This is a genomic window from Georgenia deserti, assembly GCF_042680605.1.
Taxonomy (GTDB): domain Bacteria; phylum Actinomycetota; class Actinomycetes; order Actinomycetales; family Actinomycetaceae; genus Allobogoriella; species Allobogoriella deserti.
This window is the reverse complement of the sequence record NZ_JBHUEE010000007.1, coordinates 197,295-220,154: the sequence shown is the minus strand read 5'-3', so window position 1 is coordinate 220,154 and position 22,860 is coordinate 197,295. Positions and strand designations below refer to the sequence as shown.

Sequence of the window (22,860 nt, the reverse complement as noted above, 5' to 3'; positions counted from 1 at the left end):
ATCGAGGCTCAGCGCTCGGCCGGAGGTGAGGCCAGCTCAGCCGTCGCCGCGAGCACCTCGTCGACCGTGATCGCCGCCAGCGCCGGGTCGAGCTCCTCGGCGTGCGGGTCACCCGGGCCCTCACCGTGCCAGAGCACGGTGTGGCGGTCGTGGTCGATCGCGGGACCCCACCACTGCGGCGGCGTCGGCCCGAACAGCAGCACCGACGGCGTGCCGTAGGCGGTCGCGAGGTGCGCGACGCCGGTATCCCCGCACAGCACCAGTCGCGCCTTGGCGACCAGGGCAGCCAGGCCGGGGACGTCGAGCTCTCCGGCCAGCGAGCGCGCGCGGGGACAGGCGTCGGCGACCGCTTCACACAGGTCAGCCTCGGCGGCGGATCCGGTGACCACGACAGGCAGGCCGTCGCCGGTCAGTGCCCGGGCGACGGCACGCCACCGGTCCACCGGCCACCGGCGTGCTCCGGAGGCGGCGCCGGGATGAATGACGACGTCGTCGCCGCGTGGACCCGGCGGCTCGAGCCGCAGGTCCTGCGGTGAGCAGTGCCCGCCGACGGATCGCACCAGGCGGCACCACCGGTCGACCTCGTGCTCGTCCTGGCGCCACGGCGGTCCTTCGTGCCCGGCCCCGGCGCACCCGAAGGCCACGAGCCGTGCCGGGCGCGTGGCGTCGAGGAGCCGGTGGCTCTGCGGTCCGCGGCCGTGCAGGTTCACGGCCACATGCCCGCCGTCGCTCATGCCGCCCCCCGCCGGCGGCTCCAGACCGTGAACGGGCAGCACCGTGTCGACGACGCCAAGCTCGCGCAGCCAGTCGCCCGTCGCCCGCGGCGCGGCCAGGACCAGTCTCCCGTCGGGGAAGGCACGCCGGAGTCCGCGGAGCGCGGCGACGCCGGCCAGTGCGTCGCCGAGCCCGAGCGCCCGGAACGCCAGCACGTCGCCGGGACCGAGGAGCGGCGTGCCGGCAGCCCCTGTCGCGCCCGGCAGCACCGCAGGGTTCACGGCCAGGAGGGCTCGCCGGAGGCCATCACCAGCATCTCGCGGATCTCGCACCCGACCGGCTGGCGTAGCGCGGTGAGCACCGTTGCCGCGGTGTTGGCCGGGTCGTTCAGCTCCTGATCCGGCGCGGGCTTGAATCGCTCCTCGCGGTCGTCGAAGAACGCCGTGTCCATACCACCCGGCAGCAGGCAGGTCACCCCCACCCGGCCCGCGTACTCCACGGCGAGGGACTGGGTGAACCCCCGGATGCCGAACTTCGACGCCGCGTACGCCGTGGCCGCGTCCGCCCCCTTCAGGGCCAGCGTGGACGCGACGGTGACCACCGAGCCGTTGACCTTCTCGAGGTGGGGCAGGCACGCCCGTACCACCGCGACCGTGCCGAAGAGGTTCACCCGGACCACGCGTTCCCACGCCTCGTGCTCCACGGAGAGCAGTTCGCCGACCGCATCCGTTCCGGCGGCCGTCACCACCGCCGACGGCGGACCCACGCGGCCGGCCAGCTCTTCGACCGCCTCGAGAGCCGCCGCGCTGTCCGCGAGGTCCACGCGCACGTGCGCGGCGTCGGCCTGCGGGGCGGCGCGGTCCAGGACGGCGGGGGTACCGCCTGCCTCCTGCACGGCCTCGACCACTGCGGCACCGAGGCCGCTGGCGCCACCGGTGACGAACACCGTGCCGATCTCGCGTGGGGTGCGGGACTGCGGTGCGGATGCGCTCATGCCGTGCTCCTTCCGTCGCTGTGCACCCGGGCCAGGCCCGAGCGTTCGATGATCGAGGTCGTCGAGCGGCCGTCCACGTACGGCAGCACCACCACCCGCCCGCCGTGGTGGCGCACCACCTCGGACTCCGGCAACGGCGCGGTGCCGTAGTCACCGCCCTTGGCCCACACGTCCGGCTGGAGGCGGTCCAACATGGCGCGCGGATCGTCCTCGTCGAAGACGACGACGGCGTCCACGCAGTCCAGTGCGGCCAGCACCCGCGCGCGGTCCGCGGCGGGCACCACTGGACGCCCCGGCCCCTTGAGGCGCGTGACGGAGGCGTCCGAGTTCATCAGCACCACCAGGTGGTCACCGAGCCGGCGCGCGGCCTCGAGGGTGGCCACGTGGCCGGCGTGCACGAGGTCGAAGCAGCCACCGGTGGCCACCAGGGTGCCGCCGTCGGCGCGCAGACGTGCGGCCAGCCGCGTCAGGGCCTCGGGTTCGGCCGGCACGCCGTTGCCGATCACGGCCCGCGGGTCGCGTTCCGCGCTCGTCTCGCTCCCGTCGCGTGGCCCGCTGCCGGTGCGCACGGCGCTTGCGACATCTCCGACGTCGTCCGCATCGGTCGAGCGAGCACATCGACGGGCACGGAACCCGTCCGCGCCACCGGAGGCCACCCACGCGGACGCGTGCGCGACACCGCGCTCGACGGCGTCGGTCACTGTCGACCCACCGGCCAGGGCGACGGCGCAGCTCGCCGCCAGCGCATCACCGGCTCCGCACGGGTCGCCGCCGGCCTCGATAGCCGGGAAGAACACCGGCTCCTGACCGCTGCGTCCCAGATACGCCCCGTCGGACCCGGCGGTCACGCACACCGACTCGGCCTGCCAGCGCGTGACGAGATCGGCGGCGAGCACGTCCGGGGTCGCGGCGTCGTCGGGCGCGGTACTGCGGGCCTCGGCGACGTTCGGGGTCACCAGGCTCGCCGCGGGCACCGGCGCCCCGCCACGCGGGTGCGGGTCCCACAAGAGCCGCGAGCGCATCGCCGTTGCGGCGAGCAGCCGTCGCAACTCCTCGTCCCGCGTGACACCGGCACCGTAGTCGGAGACGAGGACGAGGTCGGCGGCGTCGAGCACCAGACGCACCTCGGACGGGTCGACCTGGCCCGGGCCGGCGGGTCCGCCGTCGTCCACCCGCACCAGGGACTGCCCGCCCGAACGGACCCGGGTCTTCGTCCGTGTCGGGCCCGTGTGCGGCAGACGCACCACGGTCATCGCCTCGCCCAGCCGTGCGGCCAGTCGGTCTCCTGCCTCGTCCGCGGCGATCGGCGCGACCAGGCTCACCCGTGCTCCGCGCTCGACGCACAGCAGCGCGGCGAGCCCTGCGCCGCCGGGAGACTCCCGCACGTCGGCGACGTCGACCACCGGCACCGGACCGTCCGGGCTCAGCCTGGTGGCGGACCCTTCGACGTCGCGGTCGAGGACGACGTCCCCGATGACGACGACGTGCGGACGGCGGGAGATCTGATCGCCGGTCATGTCGCGGTCCTTCCGTTCACCTGGGCCGGCCCGTTCACCTGGGCCGGCCCGTTCACCTGGGCCGGCCCGTTCACCTGGGCCGGCACCGCCGACGCGGCGGCCGCCGCCGGCCGCGGGCGCCGGGACACCAGGCCGTCCAGCTCGCCGAGCTCGGCGTCCACCGCGGCACACAGCGCGTGAACGACCACGAGGTGCATCTCCTGGATCGCCGCCGTCGAGGACGCGGCCACGCACAAGGTGTCGTGGCTGCGGGCCTGCAGCGGGTTGGGCCCCGGCCCGGTCATCGCCCACACGTGCAGACCGAGCTCGCGGCCTCGGTCGGCGGCGGCGAGCACGTTGGCGGACGCGCCGGAGGTGGACAGCAGGATGAGGACGTCGTCGCGGCGCCCGTGGGCCTCGACCTGTCGCGCGAACGCCTCATCGGGCCCGTAGTCGTTGACGATCGCCGTCAGCGCCGATGTCTCGGCGGAGAGGCAGATCGCGGAGTACGGCCGTCGTTCGGTGAGGAACCGGCCGACGAGTTCTCCGGTGAGGTGCTGGGCCTCCGCGGCGCTGCCGCCGTTGCCGGCCACGAGCAGCCTGCCGCCCGCGACGAGACGTTCGGCCAGCAACCGCGCCCAGCGCGAGACGGTGCCGGCGTCGGTGCACAGTCCCTCGAGCGCGCCGGTCAGCTCACGAGCGTGGTCCTCGAGCCACAGGGTGGTCGTCATGCCAGTGCCTCCTCGAGCGCGGTGCGGGTGACCTGGCGATAGGCCGCCAGCGTGCCGTCGGTGACGGCGTCCCAGGCGAAGCGCCGCAGCACACGGCGCCGTGCGTGCGCCCCCATCGCCCGCCGGCGGCCGGCATCGGCGAGCAACGGCGCGAGCGCGGCCGCAAGGGCGGCCGGGTCGCGCGGCGGGACGAGCCGGCCGGTGACGCCGTCGTCGACGCTGTCCAGCAGGCCGCCGACGGCGGAGCCGACCAGCGGCCGGCCGCAGGCGGCCGCCTCCAGCGGCACGATCCCGAACGGCTCGTACCACGGCGTGGTGACGACGACGTCGCTGCCTCGGATCAGCGCCGGCATGTCGGCGCGGTCCACCGCGCCGAGAAAGCGCACGCGGTCGATCACCCCCGCCCGCGCGGCCGCCTCGCGCAGCCGCCGGATCTCCGGGTCCTTCTCGAGCTGGGCCGCCGGCGGGCCGCCACCGATCACCAGTTCGGTGCCGGGCAGATCGGCGAGCGCGGCGACGACGGTGTCGATGCCCTTGCGGGGCACGAGGCGGCTGACGCTGAGCAGCCGGTGCGGTTGCGTGCGCGGGCCGGCCGGATCGTGCTCACCGGCCGCGGGGGCGTCGGTGAAGGTCTCGGCGTCGACGCCGCACGGCACGATGCGGGTGTGCTGCGTCGGGACGCCCATGGCCGCGAGCTCGTCGACCTCGTCGCGGCAGGTGGAGACGATGAGGTCCATGGTGCGACCGATCCGCCGCTCGGCCCGGACCCGCCCGGGTGGTGAGGTGTCGGCAGCACCCTGGTGGCGCCGTTTGACCGTGCCGAGCGCGTGGTAGGTGTGCACGGTGGGGACGGCGACGTGCCGGACCGCCTCGAGAGTAGCGAGGCCGGACATCCAGAAGTGGGAGTGGACCACATCCGGCGGACGGTTTCTCGTCCATTCGCCCGCCAGCCACCGCCCGAACTCCGGCATGTACGGCGGAAGGTCGTCCTTGGCGAGTGGCTGTCCCGGCCCGGCGGGGACGTGCACCACCGTGAAGCCGGCGTCGGTACGCACTCGCTCGTCCTGCCCCGTCTCGTCCCGTCGGGTGTAGACGACGACGTCGTGCCCGCGGCCGGCCAGCCGGGTCGCGAGCTCCGCGACGTAAACGTTCTGACCGCCCGCGTCGACCCCACCGAGTGCGGCCAGCGGGCTGGCGTGCTCGGAGACCATGGCGATCTTCATCGGACAACCTCCTCGAGCTGCTGGTGCCACTCGGTGACGAATCGGTCCAGGCCGTACCGGTTCAGGGCGTGGCGCCGGGCGGCGGCGCCGCGTTCGCGGGCCTCGTCGGGGTCGGACAACCACCGCTGTGCGGCCTCGGCCAGGACGTCCGGGTCCGAGCTGACCACTCCGGCCTCAGCCGGGACGGCTTCCGGCGCGGCCGTGGTCGCGAGCGCCAGCACCGGCATACCGAGGGTCATCGCCTCGATGAGAGAGAGTCCGAGCGAGGTCCAGCGGTAGGGGTGGAGGTAGGCGCGGTGTCGCGCCAGCGCCGTGTGCATGGCGTCCTGGTCGAGGTTGTGCAGGTGACCGTGCAGGCCGGGGTTCTCGCGGGCCAGCGGGTCGACGCCGATGCCGAAGACCGACATCGGCAGCCGGCGGGACAGAGTCAGGAGGATGTCCGTGCCGGCGACACGGTGACGTCGTACCGGCTCGTTGACCACGGCGCCGATCCGGTCCAGCTCTCCGGTGTACCGCGCGCCCGGGTCGAGCACCCCGTGCTCGATGACCCGCACCGGAGCTCCTCCGTTGTCCCATGCGAGGGCGTTGAACGCGGTGACGTGGACCAGCGGGATGTCCTCCCGGTCGGCGAGCGGATGCCGCGTCTCGACGGCCGGTCCGCGCGGGGTGTTGTGCTCGACGTAGACCGCCGGCACGTCCGTCCCCGCGCGCAGGCCGGTCCACCGCTCCAGCAGCTCGAGCTCGTCGGGCCGCTGCAGGAGGACGACGTCGATCGGCTCCTGCGCCAGTTCCTCCGGCGTGACCTCGCGAGCCCGTGAGGGCCAGTCCCACGTCTGCGCGCGTCCGCGCCCCTCCGGACCGCGGCCGGGTACCACGGGCAGCAGGTACTCCTCGCCACCGTGGACGAACGCGGTGAGCCACGAGCCGTGGACGTGCCAGACGAGCACCCGCAGCGCCCTCACGCGGCCGCCCTCCCCGTGGTCAGGCCCGCCACCGCCGCCACGACGGCGGCGGCGTCCACCTCGGACACGCAGGGGTGACCGGGGACGGGGCACTCCCGGGCGCGGGTGTTCGCGCACGCCGCCCGCTGGTCGCCGAGCACGACGACGTCCCGTCCGTACGGCGCCCAGCGCTCGGCAGGCACGACAGGGGAGAACAAGGACACCACCGGGGTGTCCACCGCGGTGGCCAGGTGGGCAGGGCCAGTGTTGCCGACGACGACGCAGTGGGCGTGGGCGAGCACCGTGGCGAGCTCGGCGAAGCTCGTGCGTCCACCGAGGTCCAGGGCGCCGCGGGCCGCGGCGGGTGCCGTCAGTCGTGCGTCGCCCGGTCCGCCGGTGACGACGACCCGCCAGCCGGTCGCCCGCAGCGCCTCGACGATGCTGCCGGCGTGCTCGGCCGTCAGGGCCCGGGCCGGCACCGAGGCACCGGGATGGACCACGACGTACGGTTCGTCGTCGTCCAGCAGATGCCCGACGTCGGGCAGCGGGCCCTGGACGGCCGGGCGACCGTCGTCGCCGGCCGGCAGCCGGCCACCCGCGGCGTAGGCCAGGTCCAGCGCCGCCTCCACCTCGTGCAGGCCGTCCGGACGCCGATGGCGCACGGACAGCAGCGAGCCGGGGTAGTCCTCGCTGGTCGCGGCGACGAACCCGATCCCGGCCAGTCGCGCCAACAACGCCATGGGCAACGGGGACTGGTGGTACGAGGTGAAGACGACGCAGCGGTCGTACCCGCGGCAGGCCAGCTTGGCGACGAGCTCGCGGGTGGCTGCGGCGTCCACCGGCGGCGGATCGAAACCGCTCCACGGCGCCGGGTAGACCAGCCTCTCGCAGATCTCCGGCAGGAGTTCGGCGGCGGCGAGCCCGGACGGCGCGACGAGGACGTCCAGGATGTCGGTGGTGGCTGCCAATGCCCGCAACGCGGGGCCCGTGAGCAGGACGTCGCCTTCGTTGTCGAGGCGGACGGCGAGCGTGCGGCTCATGAGGGGACCACCACCTCGGGGGCGGGCGCGGGCCGCCCGGTGGCGGTCTCCGTGCGGCGGTCGCCGCGCAGTAACAACTCGACGGCGGCCTCGACGTCCGCGGCCACGGCGGCGGTCGTAGCCGCGTCGTCGACCTCTTCCGGACGGGTCTGCGGCGTCGGCACGAGGACGGCACGGGCGCCGGCCGCGTGGGCTGCGGCGACGTCGGCGCCGATGTCCCCGATCACCGCGCACTGGGCGGGAGAGATCCCGAGGGCGGCGGCCGCGCCGAGGATCATCCCGGGCGCGGGTTTGCGGCACGTGCAGCCGGCGTCCGGCCGGTGCGGACAGATCTGCCAGATCTCGACCGGGCCGATCACCTCCTCGATCCGGGCGTTCACCGCACCGGCCTGGTCGGCGGTGAGCAGCCCGCGGCCGATCCCGGACTGGTTGGTCACCACGCCGACGGCGATGCCCGCCTCTCGCAGCCGGCCGACCGCCGCCGCGGCGCCGTCGACGGGCCGGACCAGGGCCGGGTCGCCGTTGTAGGGCTCGTCGTGAACGAGGGTGCCGTCACGGTCGAAGAGGACCGCGCGCAGCGGTGGTGGCCAGGTGGGCACGTCCCGGTTCCGGACCAGGCCGCGGGCGCGGTGGACGACGGCGGCGAACGGGATCGCGGCCGAGGTGACGGCCATGCGCACCCCCTCGGCCGTCCACCCGTCTTCGCCCGGGCGGGGGCCGGGCCGGACCCGCCGGATGGTGAAGTCGGCGGTCAGGCCGGCCCAGCAGGCCGCGAGGGCCGTCGCCGTCCGTCGATGACCGGTCAGGCCGGCGAGGGCGGCCCCGCAGGCGGCGGCGACCGTCGCGGCGTGCCACCGGAAGCGGCCCTGGCCGGTCTCGGCACGCTCGCGCCAGGCGGGACCGTGCAGGGACCGCATGAGGGCGTCGTCGGCGGCGCCGGCCTGCACGCGGAGGCTGACGCGCCAGTCGGCCGGCCGGACCGGGTGGACGATGTGCCGCCCGCCCCGGACCAGGCGCCAACCGGCGTCGCGGATCCGGAGGGCGAGGTCGGCGTCCTCGCGGTAGGCCCGGGGGAACCGCTCGTCGAAGCCGGCGACCTCCTCGAGCGCCCGGCGGCGGTAGACCATGTCCGCCGTCGCCCAGACGGCCCCCTCGAGGCCGGCGGTGTTGCGTTCCCAGTCGGTCGGGCGGCGGCTGGCCGGCAGCGGAACGGTGATCCGGCCCTGCACGCCCGCGACGTCGTCGGCCACCTGGTCGAGGTCCTGCGCCAGTGCCGCGGACCAGTCCCGGGGCACCTCGATGTCGTCGTCGAGGAAGGCGATCCACGGCGTGGTCGTCGAGCGCCAGCCGGCGTTGCGCGCCGCCGCCGGGCCGCGGCCGCCGGACCGGACCACGCGGACCGGCACGGAGCCGGCCGTAGCGGCCAGCGGGGTGGTCTGGCGCAGCGGTCGGTCGTCGGCCACGACGACCTCCACAGGCGGGAGCTCCTGTTCGGACAGTCCGCGTAGCAGCGTCTCCAAGCTGGGCCGGCCGACCGACGGGACGACGACGGCGTACTCGGGCGTCATCGGGCGGCCCCGGCGGTCGCGACCTCCCGGACGACGGGCGCGAACATCTCCGCGCGCCGGACCAGGTGCGGACCGACCACCAGCGCGTCGACCGGCGCGGAGCCGAACAGCTCGAGGGCGTCGCGGGGGTCGTCGACCATGGGACGGCCCGCCGTGTTGAGCGAGGTGTTGATGACCACGGGCAGGCCGGTGCGAGCGGCGAAGGCCTCGAGCATCGCGCCGAGCCGAGGCTGGGTGGCGGGATCGACCGTCTGGATGCGTGCGGTTCCGTCGACGTGCACCGTGGCCGGAATCCGGTCCCGCCAGGCGGGTGCGACCTCGTGCACGAACAACATGTACGGGCTCGGGATCGGTCCGCCGGAGAAGATCTCGGCCGCCCGATCGGCCAGCACCATCGGCGCGACCGGCCGGAACTGCTCGCGTCCCTTGACGTCGTTGAGTCGCTCGAGGTTCTCCGCATGTCCCGGATGGGCGAGCAGCGAACGCTGCCCGAGAGCGCGCGGCCCGAACTCGCTGCGCCCGTCGAACCAGCCGACGACGCCATCGTGCGCCAGGATCTCGGCCACCTCCTCGGCGAGGTCGTCGGGGGTGGTGAACGGCACGGCGGCGCCCCGGAGCCGCGCGGCGAGCTCGTCGTCGGACCAGCCGCGGCCCAGCGCCGCACCGGACATCGGCTGCGGTTCGCGGCCGCCGTCGGCGGCGACCTGCAGAGCGGCCCCAAGCGAGGTCCCGGCGTCGCCGGCCGCCGGTTGGACCCAGACCTCCTCGAACGGCGTCTCCCGCCAGATCCGCGAGTTCGCGACGCAGTTCAGGGCCGTGCCACCCGCCATCGTCAGCACTCGTTCGCCGCTCTGCTCGTGCAGCCAACGGGCCAGGTCCACGAGGACCTCCTCGAGCCGGGCCTGGACGGAGCACGCGAGGTCGGCGTGGAGGCTGTCCCAGTCGGAGCCGGTCCGTGGCGGTGCCCACCGGGCCCAGTCCGGGACCGGGGCGACGAACCCGCCGTCGTCGGTGGCGTGGACCAGCTCCCGCAGCTCGTCCAGGTACCGCGGACGGCCATAGGAGGCTAGGGCCATCACCTTGTACTCGTCGGAGGAGCGCAGGAACCCGAGATGCTCGGTGAGCGACTCGTACAGCAGGCCGAGCGAGTGCGGCAGCTCCTGCCCGGCGAAGACCTCCAATCGGCCGTGGTCGTACCGGCCGGCGAGGTGTGAGCTGCGCTCGCCGCGACCGTCGAGGACCAGGGTCGCGCTCGAGGAGTACGGGGACGCCAGGGCGCCGGAGGCGGCGTGAGCGACGTGGTGCGGGACGAACCGGACCTGTTCAGGGTCCAGGCCGGGCACGGCGGAGGCGATGAAGTGCGGGGCGCGCTCGGCGTAGGTCCGGCGCAGCTGATCCCAGGGGTCGTTCATGCCCATCTCCTCGGCGGGCCGGGCCAGGCCGGGGTCGAAGGAGTAGGCGACGGCGTCGAGGTCCTGCGGGCGCAGGCCGGCCTGCTGCAGGCACCACCGCATGGCCTGCTCGGGCTGCTCCCACGCGGCGAAGGGCACCGGCCGCTTGCCGTGCTTGCGGCGCGAGAACCGCTCCTCCTCCGCCGCGGCCACGGTCTCGCCGTCGACGACGAGCGCCGCTGACGGATCGTGGAACAGTGCGTTGACTCCGAGTACCCGCATGATGTCTCCGCTCTGTGGTCGGTCGACACGTCGGCTCCGCGCCAGGAGGGGTGGTCGGGGCGGCCTGGGGACCACTGTGTGCCCGAGCAGCGCTTCTCGCACGTCGAAGTGGTTCACCGTTCCGTGGGCGGTCCGCGCGAGCTCGTTCCACGGGCCGTGACGCGGGTCGTGGCGCCGGCAGGGCGCAGCCCCGCTCGGGATGCCGATCGCCGGGAGCCATGGTGCGCTGGGCCCGATGAGCGCCACCGAGCCCACTGCCGAGGCCCGTCCCGACAGGGGAGATGCGCCCTGGTACGCCGACGCCGTGATCTACCAGGTCGACCCGAACCGGTTCGCCGCCTCGGACGGCGGCGAGCAGGGTGACCTGCGAGGGCTGGCCGATCGGCTGGAGCACATCCGCGACCTCGGGGCCACCTGCCTGTGGATCCTGCCGTTCTACGGCACGCCGTACCACGACGGCGGGTACGACGTGAGCGACCACCGGACCGTCGATCCGCGGTTCGGCAGCATCGAGGACCTCACCACGCTGGTCCGCCGGGCCGGTGACCTCGGCCTCCGGGTGATGGTCGAGCTGGTCGTCCAGCACACCTCCGACCAGCACCGGTGGTTCCAGGAGGCACGCCGGGACCGCGGCTCGGACTACCGCGGCTACTACGTGTGGGCCGATGAGCCCGAGGAGACCGACGTCGAGCCGATCTTCCCGGGGGTCGAGGACAGCGTGTGGGCGTGGGACGAGGTCGCCGGGCAGTACTACCGGCACGCGTTCTACGCGCACGAGCCGGACCTCGACCTGAGTCAGGACGTGGTCCGGCAGGAGATCGCCGAGGTCGCCGACCTCTGGCTCGGGCACGGGGTGGACGGCTTCCGGATCGACGCGGTGCCTATGATCATCGAACGCACGGCGACGGACGATCCCTCGGACGAGGGGCTGTGGTGGCTGGAGGAGCTCCGCGAGCACGTGGAGTCCCGCGACCACGACGTCTTCCTCATGGGCGAGGTGGACGAGCAGCCGGAGAAGTATGCGGGCTACTTCGGCGGCAACCGACGCCTGAACGTCATCCTCAACTTCTGGATCAACAACCACCTCTTCCTTGCCCTGGCCCGCCGGGACGCGACACCGCTGGTCGAGGCACTGCACGCGCTCCCGGAGCCGCCACCGGGAGCCCGGTACGCGAACTGGTTGCGCAACCACGACGAGCTCGACCTCGAACGGCTCAGCGACGAGCAGCGTGAGGAGGTCTTCGCCGCGTTCGCCCCCGAGCCGGAGATGCAGATCTACGGTCGCGGCATTCGCCGCCGCCTGACGCCGATGCTGGATGGGGACCCACGCTGGGTCGCGCTCGCGCACGCCGTCATGCTCAGCCTTCCCGGGATCCCCGTCCTGCGATACGGGGACGAGGTGGGGCTCGGCGACGATCTGCGGCTGCCGGAACGGACGGCGGTGCGCACGCCGATGCCGTGGCGTGAGGTCACGGAGCAGGAATCCGATCCGGACTCGCTCCTGCACCGGATCCGCGAGATGGTCCGCACACGCCGCACCCTGCCGGAGACGGCCGGACCCACCTGCCGCCCCCTCGATTCGGGCGCGCCGTCCGTGCTCGCGCTCCGGCACGACGGCCCCTCCGGCTCGGTGCTCATGCTGGCGAACCTCTCCGCCGTGACGGTCGTGGCGCGACCGTCGGAGCTGCCGGAGGAGTACGAGGAGGTCCTCGTCGACGACGTCAGCAGCCGGACACCCGGGCGCGACGGCGTGGCGCTGGCCGGGTTCGGGTACCGCTGGTTGCGGTGGACGTGAGAGGCCGGCCCGGCCAGCCGCCTCGCGGCAGGTGGCCGCTCGTAGCGGCGAGGGGTGAGGCCCGGGGGCATGGAACCGGGCCGGCCAGTGAGCACAACAGACGACGCCGGGGCACCATTCCGTGCGTGGCCGGAACTCTGTCGTGGCGTCGGTCACAGCCGAGCCCCACCGAGCCCCCAGCGAGCCACCCCCGCCGAGAGCGGAAACCTGTGCCTTGAGCGGATGTTTGAACGTCCGCTATCGACTCAGGTTTCCGCTCTCGGCGCGCGGCCGCGGGCGGGCTACCCGCACCCTCAGACGACTGCCACCGTGAACCACCGGGGCGCGCCGGGGGACTCGAGCTCGTCGACGACTGCGACGGCGAGATCCTGCGCGCTGATCCGCGAGTTGCCCGAGGCGTCGGTGAGCAGCACGCCGTCGGTGCCGGTGCGGTAACGGCCCGACCGGGCACCGGGTGCGAGGACCGCCGGCGGGCTGAGGTAGGTCCAGTCGCCGCCGGGGTGGCTCCGGCACTCCTGCAGCTGCGCGGCGCTCGCGGCGGCGAGTGCACGCCACGGTGGCGCGACATGGTCGGGATCGTCGACCACTGTCCGGCCCGGATGTCGCGGACTGCGCAGCGGTCCGGCACCACCGACGACGAGGAGCCGTACGCCCGCATCATGCGCGGCCGTCAGGGCGGACCGGGTCAGCTCGGGCAGCAGAGCGACCTCGTGTCCCGGTTCCGGGCGGACGGCGAGGACGGCCGCGTCCGAACCATCCATCGCCGACTGCATGGCGGTCGTGTCGGCGACGTCGGCGGTGAGGACGGTGACCTTGTAGGGCGACCGGCCGGCCTCAGGACGTGCAGTCCGGGAGACGGCGACCACGTGGTGTCCGCGTGCTGCCGCCTCACTGGTGACACGGCGGCCGACCATGCCGGTGGCTCCGATGACGGTGATCCTCACGAGTCGCCTCCCCGTGCTCGGTCGGTGGGTCGCCCCGTGACGTGGTCGGCGTCCGTCGCAGCCGGCCCAGCACCGCCGAGAGCGGAAACCTGCGCTTCGAGCGGATGTTTGAGCATCCGCTGTTGACTCGGGTTTCCGCTCTCGGTGCGCGGTGGAGTGCGGAGCTGGCGCCCGGTGAACTGTCCGGCGAGCAGGGCGAGCAGGGCCAGGGCGAAGCCCGCGGCCTGGGCGGGAGAGAAACGTTCGCCGACGGCGAGAACGCCGACCGCGGCAGCGACCAGCGGGGAGAGCAGCACGAGCAGGGCGGTGGCCGTGACCGGTAGCCGGCTCAGCCCGCGGTACCAGAGGGTGTACGCGAGCAGCCCTCCGATGAGACCCAGCCACAGGTAGCCGCCCACGGCGCCGGCGTCGACGGTCGCGGGCGCTCCTTCGACGACCAAAGCGAGCGGGGCCAACGCCAGACCGCCGAACGTCAGGAGCCATCCGGTGAAGGTCATCGAGCTGACTCCCGGCGGCCGCCCCCAGCGTTTGATGAGGACGAGACCGAGCCCCATCGACGCCGTCGCGGCGAGACCGGCGACCACGCCGGCGGCGTCCAGGGCGGCGGCGGGAGTCAGCACCACCAGCCCCACCCCGAGCAGGCCGGCGGCTCCCCATCCGAGGCGCCACCACGACGGCGACTCGCGCAGTACCGCGATCGCCAGCACCCCGACCGCGAGCGGCTGGACCGCGCCGAGTGTCGCCGCGACGCCGCCGGGCAGTCGCTCGGCGGCCAGGAAGAGCAACGGGAAGAAGGCACCGATGTTGAGGACGCCGAGCACCGCGGCCTTCCACCACCAGGACCCGGACGGGAGGCACCGGGTCAGGGCGAGGGCAAGGAGGCCGACCGGAAGGGAGCGCATCAGCCCCGCGAACATCGGATGGTCGGGTGGCAGGAACTCGGTGGTCACGGCATAGGTGGTGCCCCAGGAGGCCGGGGCCAGGGCCGTCGCCGCCAGGACGGCCACGCGACCGTCAAGCCGGCCGCGCGCGGCGGTCGCCGGCGGTGCCGGAGGTGGCGTCACGCGTTCGGATTCGGCGGTGCGGGCCATGCCGACCAGGCTCCGCCTGCCCGATCGATCTGTCCAAGACATGGTTGTCATCGCAACGATCGCAGCGCACGATTGAACGTATGGAGTTGCACCAGTGCCGGTACGTCCTCGCCGTCGCCGAGACCGGCGGGTTCACCCGAGCCGCGGAACGGTGCTTCGTCGCGCAGTCGGCGCTGAGTCACCAGATCGCGAAGCTCGAACGCGAGCTGGGCGTGACCTTGTTCGCGCGCAGCAGCAGGCGGGTCGAGCTCACACAGGCCGGCGCGGCCTTCCTCCCGTGGGCTCGCGAGTGCCTCGCGGCCGCGGAGCGCGCCGTCAGCGAGGCGGCCGACGCGGCCGGCGAGGTACGCGGCCGGCTCACGGTCGGCGTCATCCCGACAGTTGCCGCCGTCGACATTCCGGAGCTGTTGCAACGCTTCCGCGACCGGTACCCGGCCGTGCGGGTGGCTCTCACGATGGGGGCGAGCCAGGAGATGACCGAGCGTGTGGCCGGCGGTCGCCTGGATGCGGCGTTCCTCGGCCTGCCGGAGGTCGATGAACCGGTGGGCGTCGGGGCGCGCGAGCTCGCCCGCGACGACCTGGTCGCCGTGCTGTCCCCGGGGCATCGGCTGGGGACTGCCGACCATCTGTCCCTGGCGCAGATCGCGGACGAGGTGTTCGTCGATTTCCCGGCGGGTTCGCCGGGCAGGAGCCAGAGCGATCTGGCGTTCGCGGCCGCCGGGCTGGCACGGGACGTGGCCTTCGAGGTGTCCACCGCCGATCTCTTCACCGGACTGATCCGGCAGGGCCTCGCCGTCGGTCTGCTGCCGGCATCATTCATCGGCCCGCGTGGGGAGGGTCTGCTGACCGTCCCGGTCGATGACGGTCCGCGCCGGGTCGAGTACCTGGTGTGGAGCGACTTCAACCCCTCACCGGCGCTGCGGGCCTTCCTCGGTGAGGTGGATCGGCTCTCCCCGGTGTCGTGACCGGCCGGCCCCCGCCGAGAGCGGAAACCTGTGCCAATAGCGGATGTTTGAACGTCCGCTATTGACCAGGTTTCCGCTCTCGGTGCGGCGGCGGGCGGACGACTGCGGCTTCTCGGCGCCGCGGTCCAATATGTTGGGAGCATGGCCGGCCCGGAGGAGAAGCACGAGAACGCGAGCCCGCGGTCGCTGCCGACGATCAGCGACGTCGCACGGCACGCCGGTGTCAGCCCGATGACCGTCTCGCGCGTCCTCTCGGGTGGCCACCACGTCAGCGCCGCGATGCAGCGCAAGGTCGAGAACTCCGTCCGGGCGCTCGGCTACCGCCGCAACGAGAGCGCGCGCAGCCTGCGCCCCGGCCACCGCAGCGGCCTGGTCGGCGTGGTCGTGACCAACCTGACCAACCCCTACTACGCGGAGGTGCTCGACGGGATCGGAGAGATCCTCGGCGAGGAGAACCGGCGGGTCGTCTTCGGCACCTCGCACGAGGACTTCGAGGAGGAGGCACGCCTGGTCGCCGACTTCGTCGGCCGGCAGGCGGAGGGCCTGATCGTGGTGCCCTCGGGCGGATCGGCCGAGCATCTGCTGCCCGAGCAGCGGCACGGCGTACCGCTGGTGTTCGCCTCCCGCCGCCAGGAGGGCGTTGACGTCGACGCGGTGCTGGTCGACGACGTCCGCGGCGCCGAGGAGGTGACCCGCTTGCTGCTCGACGAGGGGCACCGGCGCATCGCCTTCATGGGCAACGCCCTGTCCGTCTTCACCGGGCAGCGCCGATACGAGGGATTCGAACGGGCCCACCTCGCCAAGGGCGTGCCGGTGCTGCCGGACCTGGTCCGGCGCGGCCAGCAGGACGTGCACGCGGCCGGCCTCACCGCGCACGAGCTGCTCGCCCTGCCCGAACCGCCGACGGCGATCTTCAGCGCCAACAACCGCAACATGATCGGCGTCATCAAGGCGCTGTACGACGTCGGCCGCGAACGCGGGGTGGACATGTTCGCTCGTGTCCGGCTGGCCGGGTTCGACACGTTCGACCTCGAGGAGCTCGTGCCCGGCGATCTCTCGATCGTCACGCATGACGCGCGCGAGCTCGGTCGGACGGCTGCCGAGCTGCTGCTCTCCCGGCTCCAAGGCAAGCGCGTGGACCGGCCGTCACGGACCATCGAGCTCCCATCGTCGATCCGCACCCGCCGCCGGGGTGAGGCGCCGCTGGCCCAAGCCTGAAGGGGGGCCTGCGGCGCCTCCACGTCATGCTGCGTCGACGACAACGCCCACGGCACCCAATGCCGGCACAGGGACGTCGATCGCAGTATCTGACACGACGAGAGGCTCGAGCCGGTCACCGAGGAACGTGGCAAGTGTGGCGTGACTGACGGCGACGCCCGGACGCAGTCGCGCCCGGATGGACTCTTCAGCGAACGATTGCAACTTGATGAGGTGACTGCCGGGCCCCACCGCTTCGACAGCCACGAGGCGCACTCGATCGTCCTCCACAGTCAGCAGCGACCACTCCGAATCCGGCCGCACAGTCTCGCGTCCACCGGTCGCGAGCACCCCGATGACCGGGTGGCTGAGTTCGGCCGCGGTCCGGATGGCCAGGCCCGGGCTTGAGATCCGCTCGCCTGCACGTCGCACGCCGATGGCATAGCGAAAGGATGTCTCGAAGGCCTGTTGCACGGGAAAGTTCGTGTCCCAGACATTGTTGTGGACCCAGGAGTAGACGGTGCCCGGTTGACGGGGGGACATGCTCTCTGGGAATGGTGCATAAGGCAACGCCACCACCTCAGGATGGACGAGCGGGGCGTCGGCGGTGGCCCACGCTATCGCCAGATCGTCTTCCTCGAACGTCACCCACTCACGGACGGCACGCATGTGCCGTGGTGCGCCGGGTACCTCGGGCAGATCCGGACCGGTCAGACCCCCGGTGATCTCGAACCGGGTACGTGGTTGCGCCATGGCGAACGGGAAGGCGAAGAAGGCGCTCTCCTTGGTCATCGTCGCCGGTTTGGAGATCCGATTCTCGATCTCGAGCACTCCCGAGTGGCGCGATAGACACAGCCGCACACGGACCCAGTCCGCTCCGTCGGCTGCGAACTCGTAGGTGAGCTCCTCGCTGAGCGGGTTGCTCGAACGATCCACGAGCACGGCGGGCTTACCCAGCGAACGGCTGCCGAGTAGCTCGAGTTCCGCCGAGACGGTCATCTTGTTGGATTGATGGTTGTATCCGCCGGCGGTGGTGTACGTGTCGTAGATGTACCCGTTCATGCCGACGACGGCGTCAGGATCGACCAATTCCCGGCCGGTGGCTTTGTCGAGAATGGAAGCGATACAGCTGGTGTGCAGATCCACCTCGACCCGAAGGTGCTCGTTCTCGAGCACCGTTACGCCCGTCGCATCGACGGCGGGCGTGGGCACGTCACTCGCAGGTCCGCGGGCCACCGTGAGCTGCACCGAGCCGGCCGCGGGGATGTGACGGACGTATACCCGCAGAAAGCGCCCGCCCGTGCGCCGGTTCGGGTTCGTCTGAGGGATCTCGATGCTTGGCAAAACCTCCCCGTTGCGCGCATCCCGCACGACGAGCGGCTCGTTGAGGGGAGCCCGGCTCTCCCGTACGAAGAGGCTGACCACGCTAGATCGGCTGAAACCTGTGGTGTTGACGGCGAGGTAGGTGATGTCGGCGTCCGGTGCCTCCTGGACCCCAGCACCGAGGTGGACCACGGCGTCGTCGAGAAACCTCTCGGCCGTGTCACGAGCCTCAAGCGCGCGTGCGTACTTCCAGTGCCACTGCTCCTCGCCTGAAGACTCGCCGTCGTCATTGATGGCCCACGGGTTCGACGCGCCCCAGGTGTGCTCGTTGAACAGCGATATCGCCGCGTAGGTCCGACGCGAACGCTCGCGCTCACCGGGGACCTCGTGGGCACCGAGAACACTCCCCAGGGCGCTAACTGTCTCCGAGTCGGTGACCCGCGCCTGGGCCTGACGGACCATGGCTTGTGGTCGGGCCGCGCTGCCGACGCCTTCGACCCACCAGTCGCCCCAGTCACCGGTGACCGTAGGGATCGCGTTGCCCACACGTTGTTCCGCGTCGGCGAAGAAGTCGGCGTTCGTGGACAGCCGGAGTTTGGGGAACTCCCAGGTTTCGTTCCACCGTTCGACGATGTCCGAGTGGATGAGGCTGGGGGGTGCGTTGTCGCTGTACCGACCCGCCACTCGGAGATGAAGCACATCCCACGGGTAGGGTTCGCGGTCGGTCACGGCGGGCCCGTGCCAACCGAATGCGCCCGGCGCATAGGGGTGGGAATGCGTTGCCAGGGAGGTCAGGTAGGCGGGGAAGAGCTCGTCAACCACGGCGTACGAGGTCGAGAAACCGACGGACGCGCCCTCCATGTAGGCGAGTCCGTGCGGCGTGTCGGTCATCCAGACGAGCACACTTTCGCCGGAGGGGGCACGCCAGCGGAAAAGGCGCGGCAAGTGTTGGCCGCCGATCATGTGCGGCACGGACCGGCCCGCCCAGTTGTGCGCGACGGATAGGTACCTCACGCCCTGCTGCGCCAGTGCGGTCGGCAGGCCTACCGGCTGGCCCGGTACATCGGTTTGCATGGCCACGGGCATCTCGACGCCGGACCGTTGGCGGACTTCACGCGAGAGCTGGAGCAGTTCGTGCAACTCGTCCGTGGAGCAGGTGTCGATGTGGAGGTTGTACGGCAGCGCAGTGAGCTCGATCTGACCTGCTCGCACTCGGTCGAAGAACTCTTCCACCTGCGCGCGGGGGCGTGAGGCGATCCACTGGCCGACCGGGTGAAGCGCCTCGACCGCCCAACGGAACCGCGCCGCCTCGGACCGTCCGTCAGTCGCGCGTGCGTAATCGAGGCATGAGTCGAGGAAAGCCAGCTGCTCACGGAGCACTCTGCCCTGAGGATCGGTGTATCCGATGTCGTAATGGGAGTGCTGGACCAGGTGGATGGACCACTGCCGCACCGGCAGTTGCTCGAAGATGAGCGACCTCTGCGTGCTCAGCCAGGGCAGTTCCACGGTGATCGACGCAGGAGTGTCGACGGCTGGGAGTAGCATGCGAACACTGCCGGACGGTCCCGGCATGGTCTGCACGTGGTTGGCCGAGCCGCCGGACGCGCGCACGAGGATCTCCTCGGCTCGGACGGGGCCATCCACGACCAGGCGGACCGCCTGCAGCAGTCGTCCGTCATCGCTGCGGCGCAGCAATGGTTCCGGAACGATCTGGACGCCGCATCCCCCGATCACGGATTCGGCAGCGATGGCGCGGTGGACCAGTTCGGAACGAGCTCGCTCGAGCGACCAACGGTGGTCCTTGACCAGTGCGGTTGTCATATGGATACCCATCTCATTGCGGTCGAGGTCTTGGGAATGTGGGAACGTCGGGAACGGATGCTGCCCGCGGTTCAAGGCGCCAGGCGCAGGGCGTTGACGAAGAAGCGCTGGAAGGACAGGAAGAGCGCGACCGTCGGGACGGAGGCCACGATCCCCGCAGCGAGGATGACGGGCGGGCCGAGCCCGGAGTACTGACCGTTGAGCTCGGCGAGGGCGGCCATGACGGGCCGGACGTTGGGACTCGTGGAGAGGGTGATGCCGAAGAGGAGGTCGTTCCAGGTGGCGAGGAACTGGAAGAGGAACGCGGCCACGAGGGCGCCGCGGGCCACCGGAAGGTGGATGCGGACGAACATGGTCAGCCAGCCGGCGCCGTCGAGCTGCGCCGCTTCCATCAACTCGCGCGGCGCCGTCGTCATGTAGTTGCGGATGACGAAGAACGCGAACGGCACGGCGATGGCGGCGTAGATGAGCACCATGCCGTACTGCGTGTCGTAGAGCGACGTGGCGGCGTAGCCGTTGAACAGCGGCGAGAGGAAGACCTGCAGCGGCAGGATCGTGCCGGTGTAGATCGCCCAGAACCAGAGTGCCGACCGCCGGACCGGCATCACCACGACCGCGAAGGACGCCAGGGCCGCGACCAGGACCGCGATGAGCGCGGCCCCGGTGGAGTACAGGAAGCTGTTCCACATCGCCTGGCCGATCGCGGCGGTGCGGAACGCGACGGCGATGTTGTCGACGAACGCGAAGGAGGTGAACCACCAGCGCGGCCCGGAGTACTCGGCGGGGGCGGTGAAGGCGTTGACCACCACCAGGTAGGAGGGGATCAGCCACAGGACCGCCACCGCGGCCAGGATCACGTTGCGCAGGCGCCGTGCCATGGTCAGGTCCTCTCTCAGCTCTGCGGCCGCGTCTGCCGGCGCAGGTAGATCCACGACGCCGCGAGCACGATCACGGTCAGGACGACGGCGACCGCCGCGCCGTAGCCGTACCGGCTGAGCGTGAAGGTCTGCCGGTACATCGCCAGCGCAAGGGTCTCCGAGGCGGTGCCGGGCCCGCCCTTGGTCAGCAGCCAGACGATGTCGAACGTCTTCAGGCTGCCCACCAGGGTGATGCCGATGACGACGATGCTGATCGGGCGCAGCTGCGGCAGCACGATGCTGCGCAGGAGTCGGAAGCCGCCGGCACCGTCGAGCCGGCCTGCCTCGATGGTCTCGGTGGGGATCGCCTGCAGGCCGACGAGAAAGAGGATCATGTTGGCCCCGGTCGCCTGCCACGTGGTGGCGATGATCATCGCGATGGTGTTCATCGGCCACTCGAGCAGCCACGGTTGCTCGAGGCCCGAGAGTCCCAGCAGGGAGAGCATGGCGTTGACCGCGCCGTCGGTCTGGAGCATGAAGTTCCACAGGATCGCGGTGACCGATCCGGACAGCGCGTAGGGGAGGATCACCGAGAACCGCGCGAACCTCCCCCATCCGCAACTGCTCGTCGCCACGGCGATGAGCAGGCCGATCAGGACGGGCAGCAGCAGCGCTCCGATGGTCCACATGCCCGTGTTGAGCAGGGCACGCAGGAACGTCTCGTCCCGGAACAGCACCGAGTAGTTGGTCAGGCCCACCCAGCTGCGGCTCAAGCCGTCGTCGCTGAAGAAGCTCCGGTAGACCGTCAATGCGAACGGCAGGACGAGCAGAATGCCGACGAGGGCGACGGCTGGGAGCAGGAACAGCGCGAGGTAGCCGCGCGTCCGCCCTGTCCGTTGCGGAGCTGCACCCCGCTGGATCGGGACGCGGATACGTTCCGTGGTCGTCATAGCGACCACGCCTCCCATTCCGCTTCCGCACGTTCTTGCATCCGCTGCAGGGTGGAGCGCGCCATCGCGGCAGTCGGCTCAGCCATGAAGGCGCCGAGCTCTTGAACGTTGCCTTCCACCAGGACCGGAGGTGAGGCCTCCCAGTAGCGTGTGGCCAGGACGGGGTCGAGGCGTGCGACCTCGGCGGCGAGGTCCTGAACGGGGCGCACGGGGGGCAGCGCGTCGTCGTTCGCCGAGAGGTCGTTGAGAAAGCCCACCCAGGCTTCCTGCACTCCGGTCTCAAGCCACCTTCCCGCCACACCCAACGCAGCGTCGAGCTTGTGAGCGTTGGCAGCGACTGCCAGAGCTCCGCTCTCTGTCACGACCGCCGGAGGTGCAGAGTCGACTACCGGGGGGACCACGAAGAGCCCAAATGTCTCGTCATCGTGTCCGGCTTGAACAAAGGCATTCGCGTTCCAGGTGCCGTACAGGTTCATGCCGATGGTGCCCTCAGCGAAGCTGCCCGGTAGCCCTCCCATGGCCAAATCAGGCGACGAGAAGAGGCCGCGCTCGTACATGTCGACCCAGATGCTCATGGCTTGCTGAGCCGTGTCGTCTGTGTACGAGGCTCGGCCTTCAGTCAGAGCGACGTAGAAGTCCGGATCGAGTCCATTGAGGAGTTGCTGGAACCAGATCAGGGACTCCCAGGTGCTTACCCCAATGCTCGCCAACGGTGTGACGCCGTCGTCGCGCAGTTCCTCGGCGATGGCGATGAATTCGTCCCATGTCTGCGGGACATCGAGGCCGAGCCGATCGAAGGCCGGCTTGCTGTAGAACATGGCGTAGTACGACTGGTACAAGGGGACCGCGTACGGTGTGCCGTCGTAACTGAAGCTCTCACGCGTCGCCGGGTCGACCCACCCCTCGGCCTCTGCGCTGTCCCACGCGGTGGACAAGTCCGCGAATATCTCGCTTCTGGCGACGTCGCGCAGCCGGTAGCCGTTCCACCATTTGACGAGGTCGGTTGTTGAATCAGTCCGGGCGGACATGCGCACCACCTGCTGGTAGCTGCTGACATCCGGTATGGCGCGGACCGCGAGACCGTGGCCGACGCTGTCCCGCAGAACATCGCCAGCGCTGACGAAACCTGGCGCCCAGGTCGGGTTGTCGTTGCTGAGGGTGACGTCGGGGCCCGGGGCGGCGCGGGTAAGCGTGCCGCGCGCGCAGGAGCCGAGCAGGGCGGCGCCGCCGGCAAGGCCCGCCCAGCGCAGCGCGGTGCGGCGGTCGATCATCGTCGCGGCGCGCCTCGTTGCCGGCATCCTGGACCTCCATCGGTGTGCTCGCCGTCGGCGTCGGTCAGCGGAAAGAACTCGCCCACGTTAACGTTACCAGCCAGGATCCCGCAACCATGGGCCGGTGTCTCCCGCAGAATCACCATGATACGCCTGGTCAGGGCAACAGTCTGTGGTCGCTTTGTGCGCCGATCGGGCGCTGTTTGCTGATATCGCTATCAGGTCGTGTCCCCATGCGCCGAGAGCGGACGATCGAGTCATGAGCG

18 protein-coding genes are annotated in these 22,860 nt (G+C 71.6%); 3 read left to right on the top strand and 15 right to left on the bottom strand.

Going from position 1 to position 22,860, the window contains the following annotated elements; all coding sequences use genetic code 11:
• Positions 1-8: 8 nt before the first annotated feature.
• Genes ACFSE6_RS14035 through ACFSE6_RS13995 form a run of 9 tightly spaced genes read right to left on the bottom strand, consistent with a single transcriptional unit; the run spans position 9 to position 10,380 of the window.
• Positions 9-995, bottom strand: a complete 987-nt coding sequence (locus ACFSE6_RS14035; protein ID WP_388008293.1) for a glycosyltransferase family 9 protein — start codon at positions 993-995, stop codon at positions 9-11.
• Positions 992-1,708: an SDR family oxidoreductase gene (locus tag ACFSE6_RS14030; RefSeq protein WP_388008290.1), complete on the bottom strand. Its 717-nt coding sequence runs from the start codon at positions 1,706-1,708 to the stop codon at positions 992-994. The genes ACFSE6_RS14035 and ACFSE6_RS14030 overlap by 4 nt, the downstream gene beginning before the upstream one ends.
• Entirely contained in the window at positions 1,705-3,225 is a 1,521-nt protein-coding gene (locus ACFSE6_RS14025; RefSeq protein WP_388008287.1) for a PfkB family carbohydrate kinase, read from the bottom strand. Before ACFSE6_RS14025 ends, ACFSE6_RS14030 begins: the two co-directional genes overlap by 4 nt.
• Entirely contained in the window at positions 3,222-3,935 is a 714-nt protein-coding gene (locus tag ACFSE6_RS14020) for a D-sedoheptulose-7-phosphate isomerase (RefSeq protein ID WP_388008284.1), read from the bottom strand. The genes ACFSE6_RS14025 and ACFSE6_RS14020 overlap by 4 nt, the downstream gene beginning before the upstream one ends.
• Positions 3,932-5,158 (bottom strand): glycosyltransferase, encoded by a 1,227-nt coding sequence (locus ACFSE6_RS14015; protein WP_388008281.1) that lies wholly within the window; start codon positions 5,156-5,158, stop codon positions 3,932-3,934. The genes ACFSE6_RS14020 and ACFSE6_RS14015 overlap by 4 nt, the downstream gene beginning before the upstream one ends.
• On the bottom strand, positions 5,155-6,111 hold the full coding sequence (locus ACFSE6_RS14010; protein WP_465254160.1) for a glycosyltransferase: 957 nt from the start codon (positions 6,109-6,111) through the stop codon (positions 5,155-5,157). Before ACFSE6_RS14010 ends, ACFSE6_RS14015 begins: the two co-directional genes overlap by 4 nt.
• Positions 6,112-6,116: 5 nt before the next feature.
• Positions 6,117-7,139 carry a glycosyltransferase family 9 protein gene (locus ACFSE6_RS14005; protein WP_388008275.1) on the bottom strand — a complete coding sequence of 341 codons (1,023 nt, stop codon included), beginning with the start codon at positions 7,137-7,139 and terminating at the stop codon, positions 6,117-6,119.
• Positions 7,136-8,707, bottom strand: coding sequence for an HAD-IIIA family hydrolase (locus tag ACFSE6_RS14000; protein ID WP_388008272.1), 1,572 nt, complete (start codon positions 8,705-8,707; stop codon positions 7,136-7,138). The genes ACFSE6_RS14005 and ACFSE6_RS14000 overlap by 4 nt, the downstream gene beginning before the upstream one ends.
• The gene (locus ACFSE6_RS13995; protein ID WP_388008269.1) at positions 8,704-10,380 is read right to left on the bottom strand and encodes a carbamoyltransferase family protein; all 1,677 of its coding nucleotides are present in this window, start codon (positions 10,378-10,380) and stop codon (positions 8,704-8,706) included. The genes ACFSE6_RS14000 and ACFSE6_RS13995 overlap by 4 nt, the downstream gene beginning before the upstream one ends.
• 235 nt (positions 10,381-10,615) lie before the next feature.
• On the opposite strand from ACFSE6_RS13995, the gene ACFSE6_RS13990 reads away from it, so the two are divergent.
• Positions 10,616-12,175: an alpha-amylase family glycosyl hydrolase gene (locus ACFSE6_RS13990; RefSeq protein WP_388008266.1), complete on the top strand. Its 1,560-nt coding sequence runs from the start codon at positions 10,616-10,618 to the stop codon at positions 12,173-12,175.
• Positions 12,176-12,468: 293 nt separating this feature from the next.
• Here the strand turns inward: ACFSE6_RS13990 and ACFSE6_RS13985 are convergent, their stop codons facing one another.
• The gene (locus ACFSE6_RS13985) at positions 12,469-13,119 is read right to left on the bottom strand and encodes an NAD(P)-dependent oxidoreductase (RefSeq protein ID WP_388008263.1); all 651 of its coding nucleotides are present in this window, start codon (positions 13,117-13,119) and stop codon (positions 12,469-12,471) included.
• Positions 13,116-14,210, bottom strand: a complete 1,095-nt coding sequence (locus ACFSE6_RS13980; protein ID WP_388008260.1) for an EamA family transporter — start codon at positions 14,208-14,210, stop codon at positions 13,116-13,118. Before ACFSE6_RS13980 ends, ACFSE6_RS13985 begins: the two co-directional genes overlap by 4 nt.
• Positions 14,211-14,290: 80 nt before the next feature.
• On the opposite strand from ACFSE6_RS13980, the gene ACFSE6_RS13975 reads away from it, so the two are divergent.
• Both ACFSE6_RS13975 and ACFSE6_RS13970 read left to right on the top strand, forming a co-directional pair.
• On the top strand, positions 14,291-15,175 hold the full coding sequence (locus tag ACFSE6_RS13975) for a LysR family transcriptional regulator (protein WP_388008257.1): 885 nt from the start codon (positions 14,291-14,293) through the stop codon (positions 15,173-15,175).
• A 141-nt stretch (positions 15,176-15,316) separates the two neighbouring features.
• Positions 15,317-16,393, top strand: coding sequence for a LacI family DNA-binding transcriptional regulator (locus ACFSE6_RS13970; RefSeq protein WP_388008254.1), 1,077 nt, complete (start codon positions 15,317-15,319; stop codon positions 16,391-16,393).
• A gap of 24 nt (positions 16,394-16,417) precedes the next feature.
• On the opposite strand, the gene ACFSE6_RS13965 is transcribed toward ACFSE6_RS13970, so the two are convergent.
• The 4 genes from ACFSE6_RS13965 to ACFSE6_RS13950 form a co-directional block, all read right to left on the bottom strand.
• Complete coding sequence (locus ACFSE6_RS13965) at positions 16,418-19,516, bottom strand: glycoside hydrolase family 38 N-terminal domain-containing protein (protein WP_388008251.1); 3,099 nt, start codon at positions 19,514-19,516, stop codon at positions 16,418-16,420.
• A gap of 71 nt (positions 19,517-19,587) precedes the next feature.
• Positions 19,588-20,394 carry a carbohydrate ABC transporter permease gene (locus ACFSE6_RS13960; protein ID WP_388008248.1) on the bottom strand — a complete coding sequence of 269 codons (807 nt, stop codon included), beginning with the start codon at positions 20,392-20,394 and terminating at the stop codon, positions 19,588-19,590.
• Positions 20,395-20,408: 14 nt separating this feature from the next.
• Positions 20,409-21,323, bottom strand: a complete 915-nt coding sequence (locus ACFSE6_RS13955) for a carbohydrate ABC transporter permease (RefSeq protein WP_388008245.1) — start codon at positions 21,321-21,323, stop codon at positions 20,409-20,411.
• Complete coding sequence (locus ACFSE6_RS13950) at positions 21,320-22,621, bottom strand: ABC transporter substrate-binding protein (RefSeq protein ID WP_388008242.1); 1,302 nt, start codon at positions 22,619-22,621, stop codon at positions 21,320-21,322. Before ACFSE6_RS13950 ends, ACFSE6_RS13955 begins: the two co-directional genes overlap by 4 nt.
• Between the last annotated feature and the right edge of the window lie 239 nt (positions 22,622-22,860).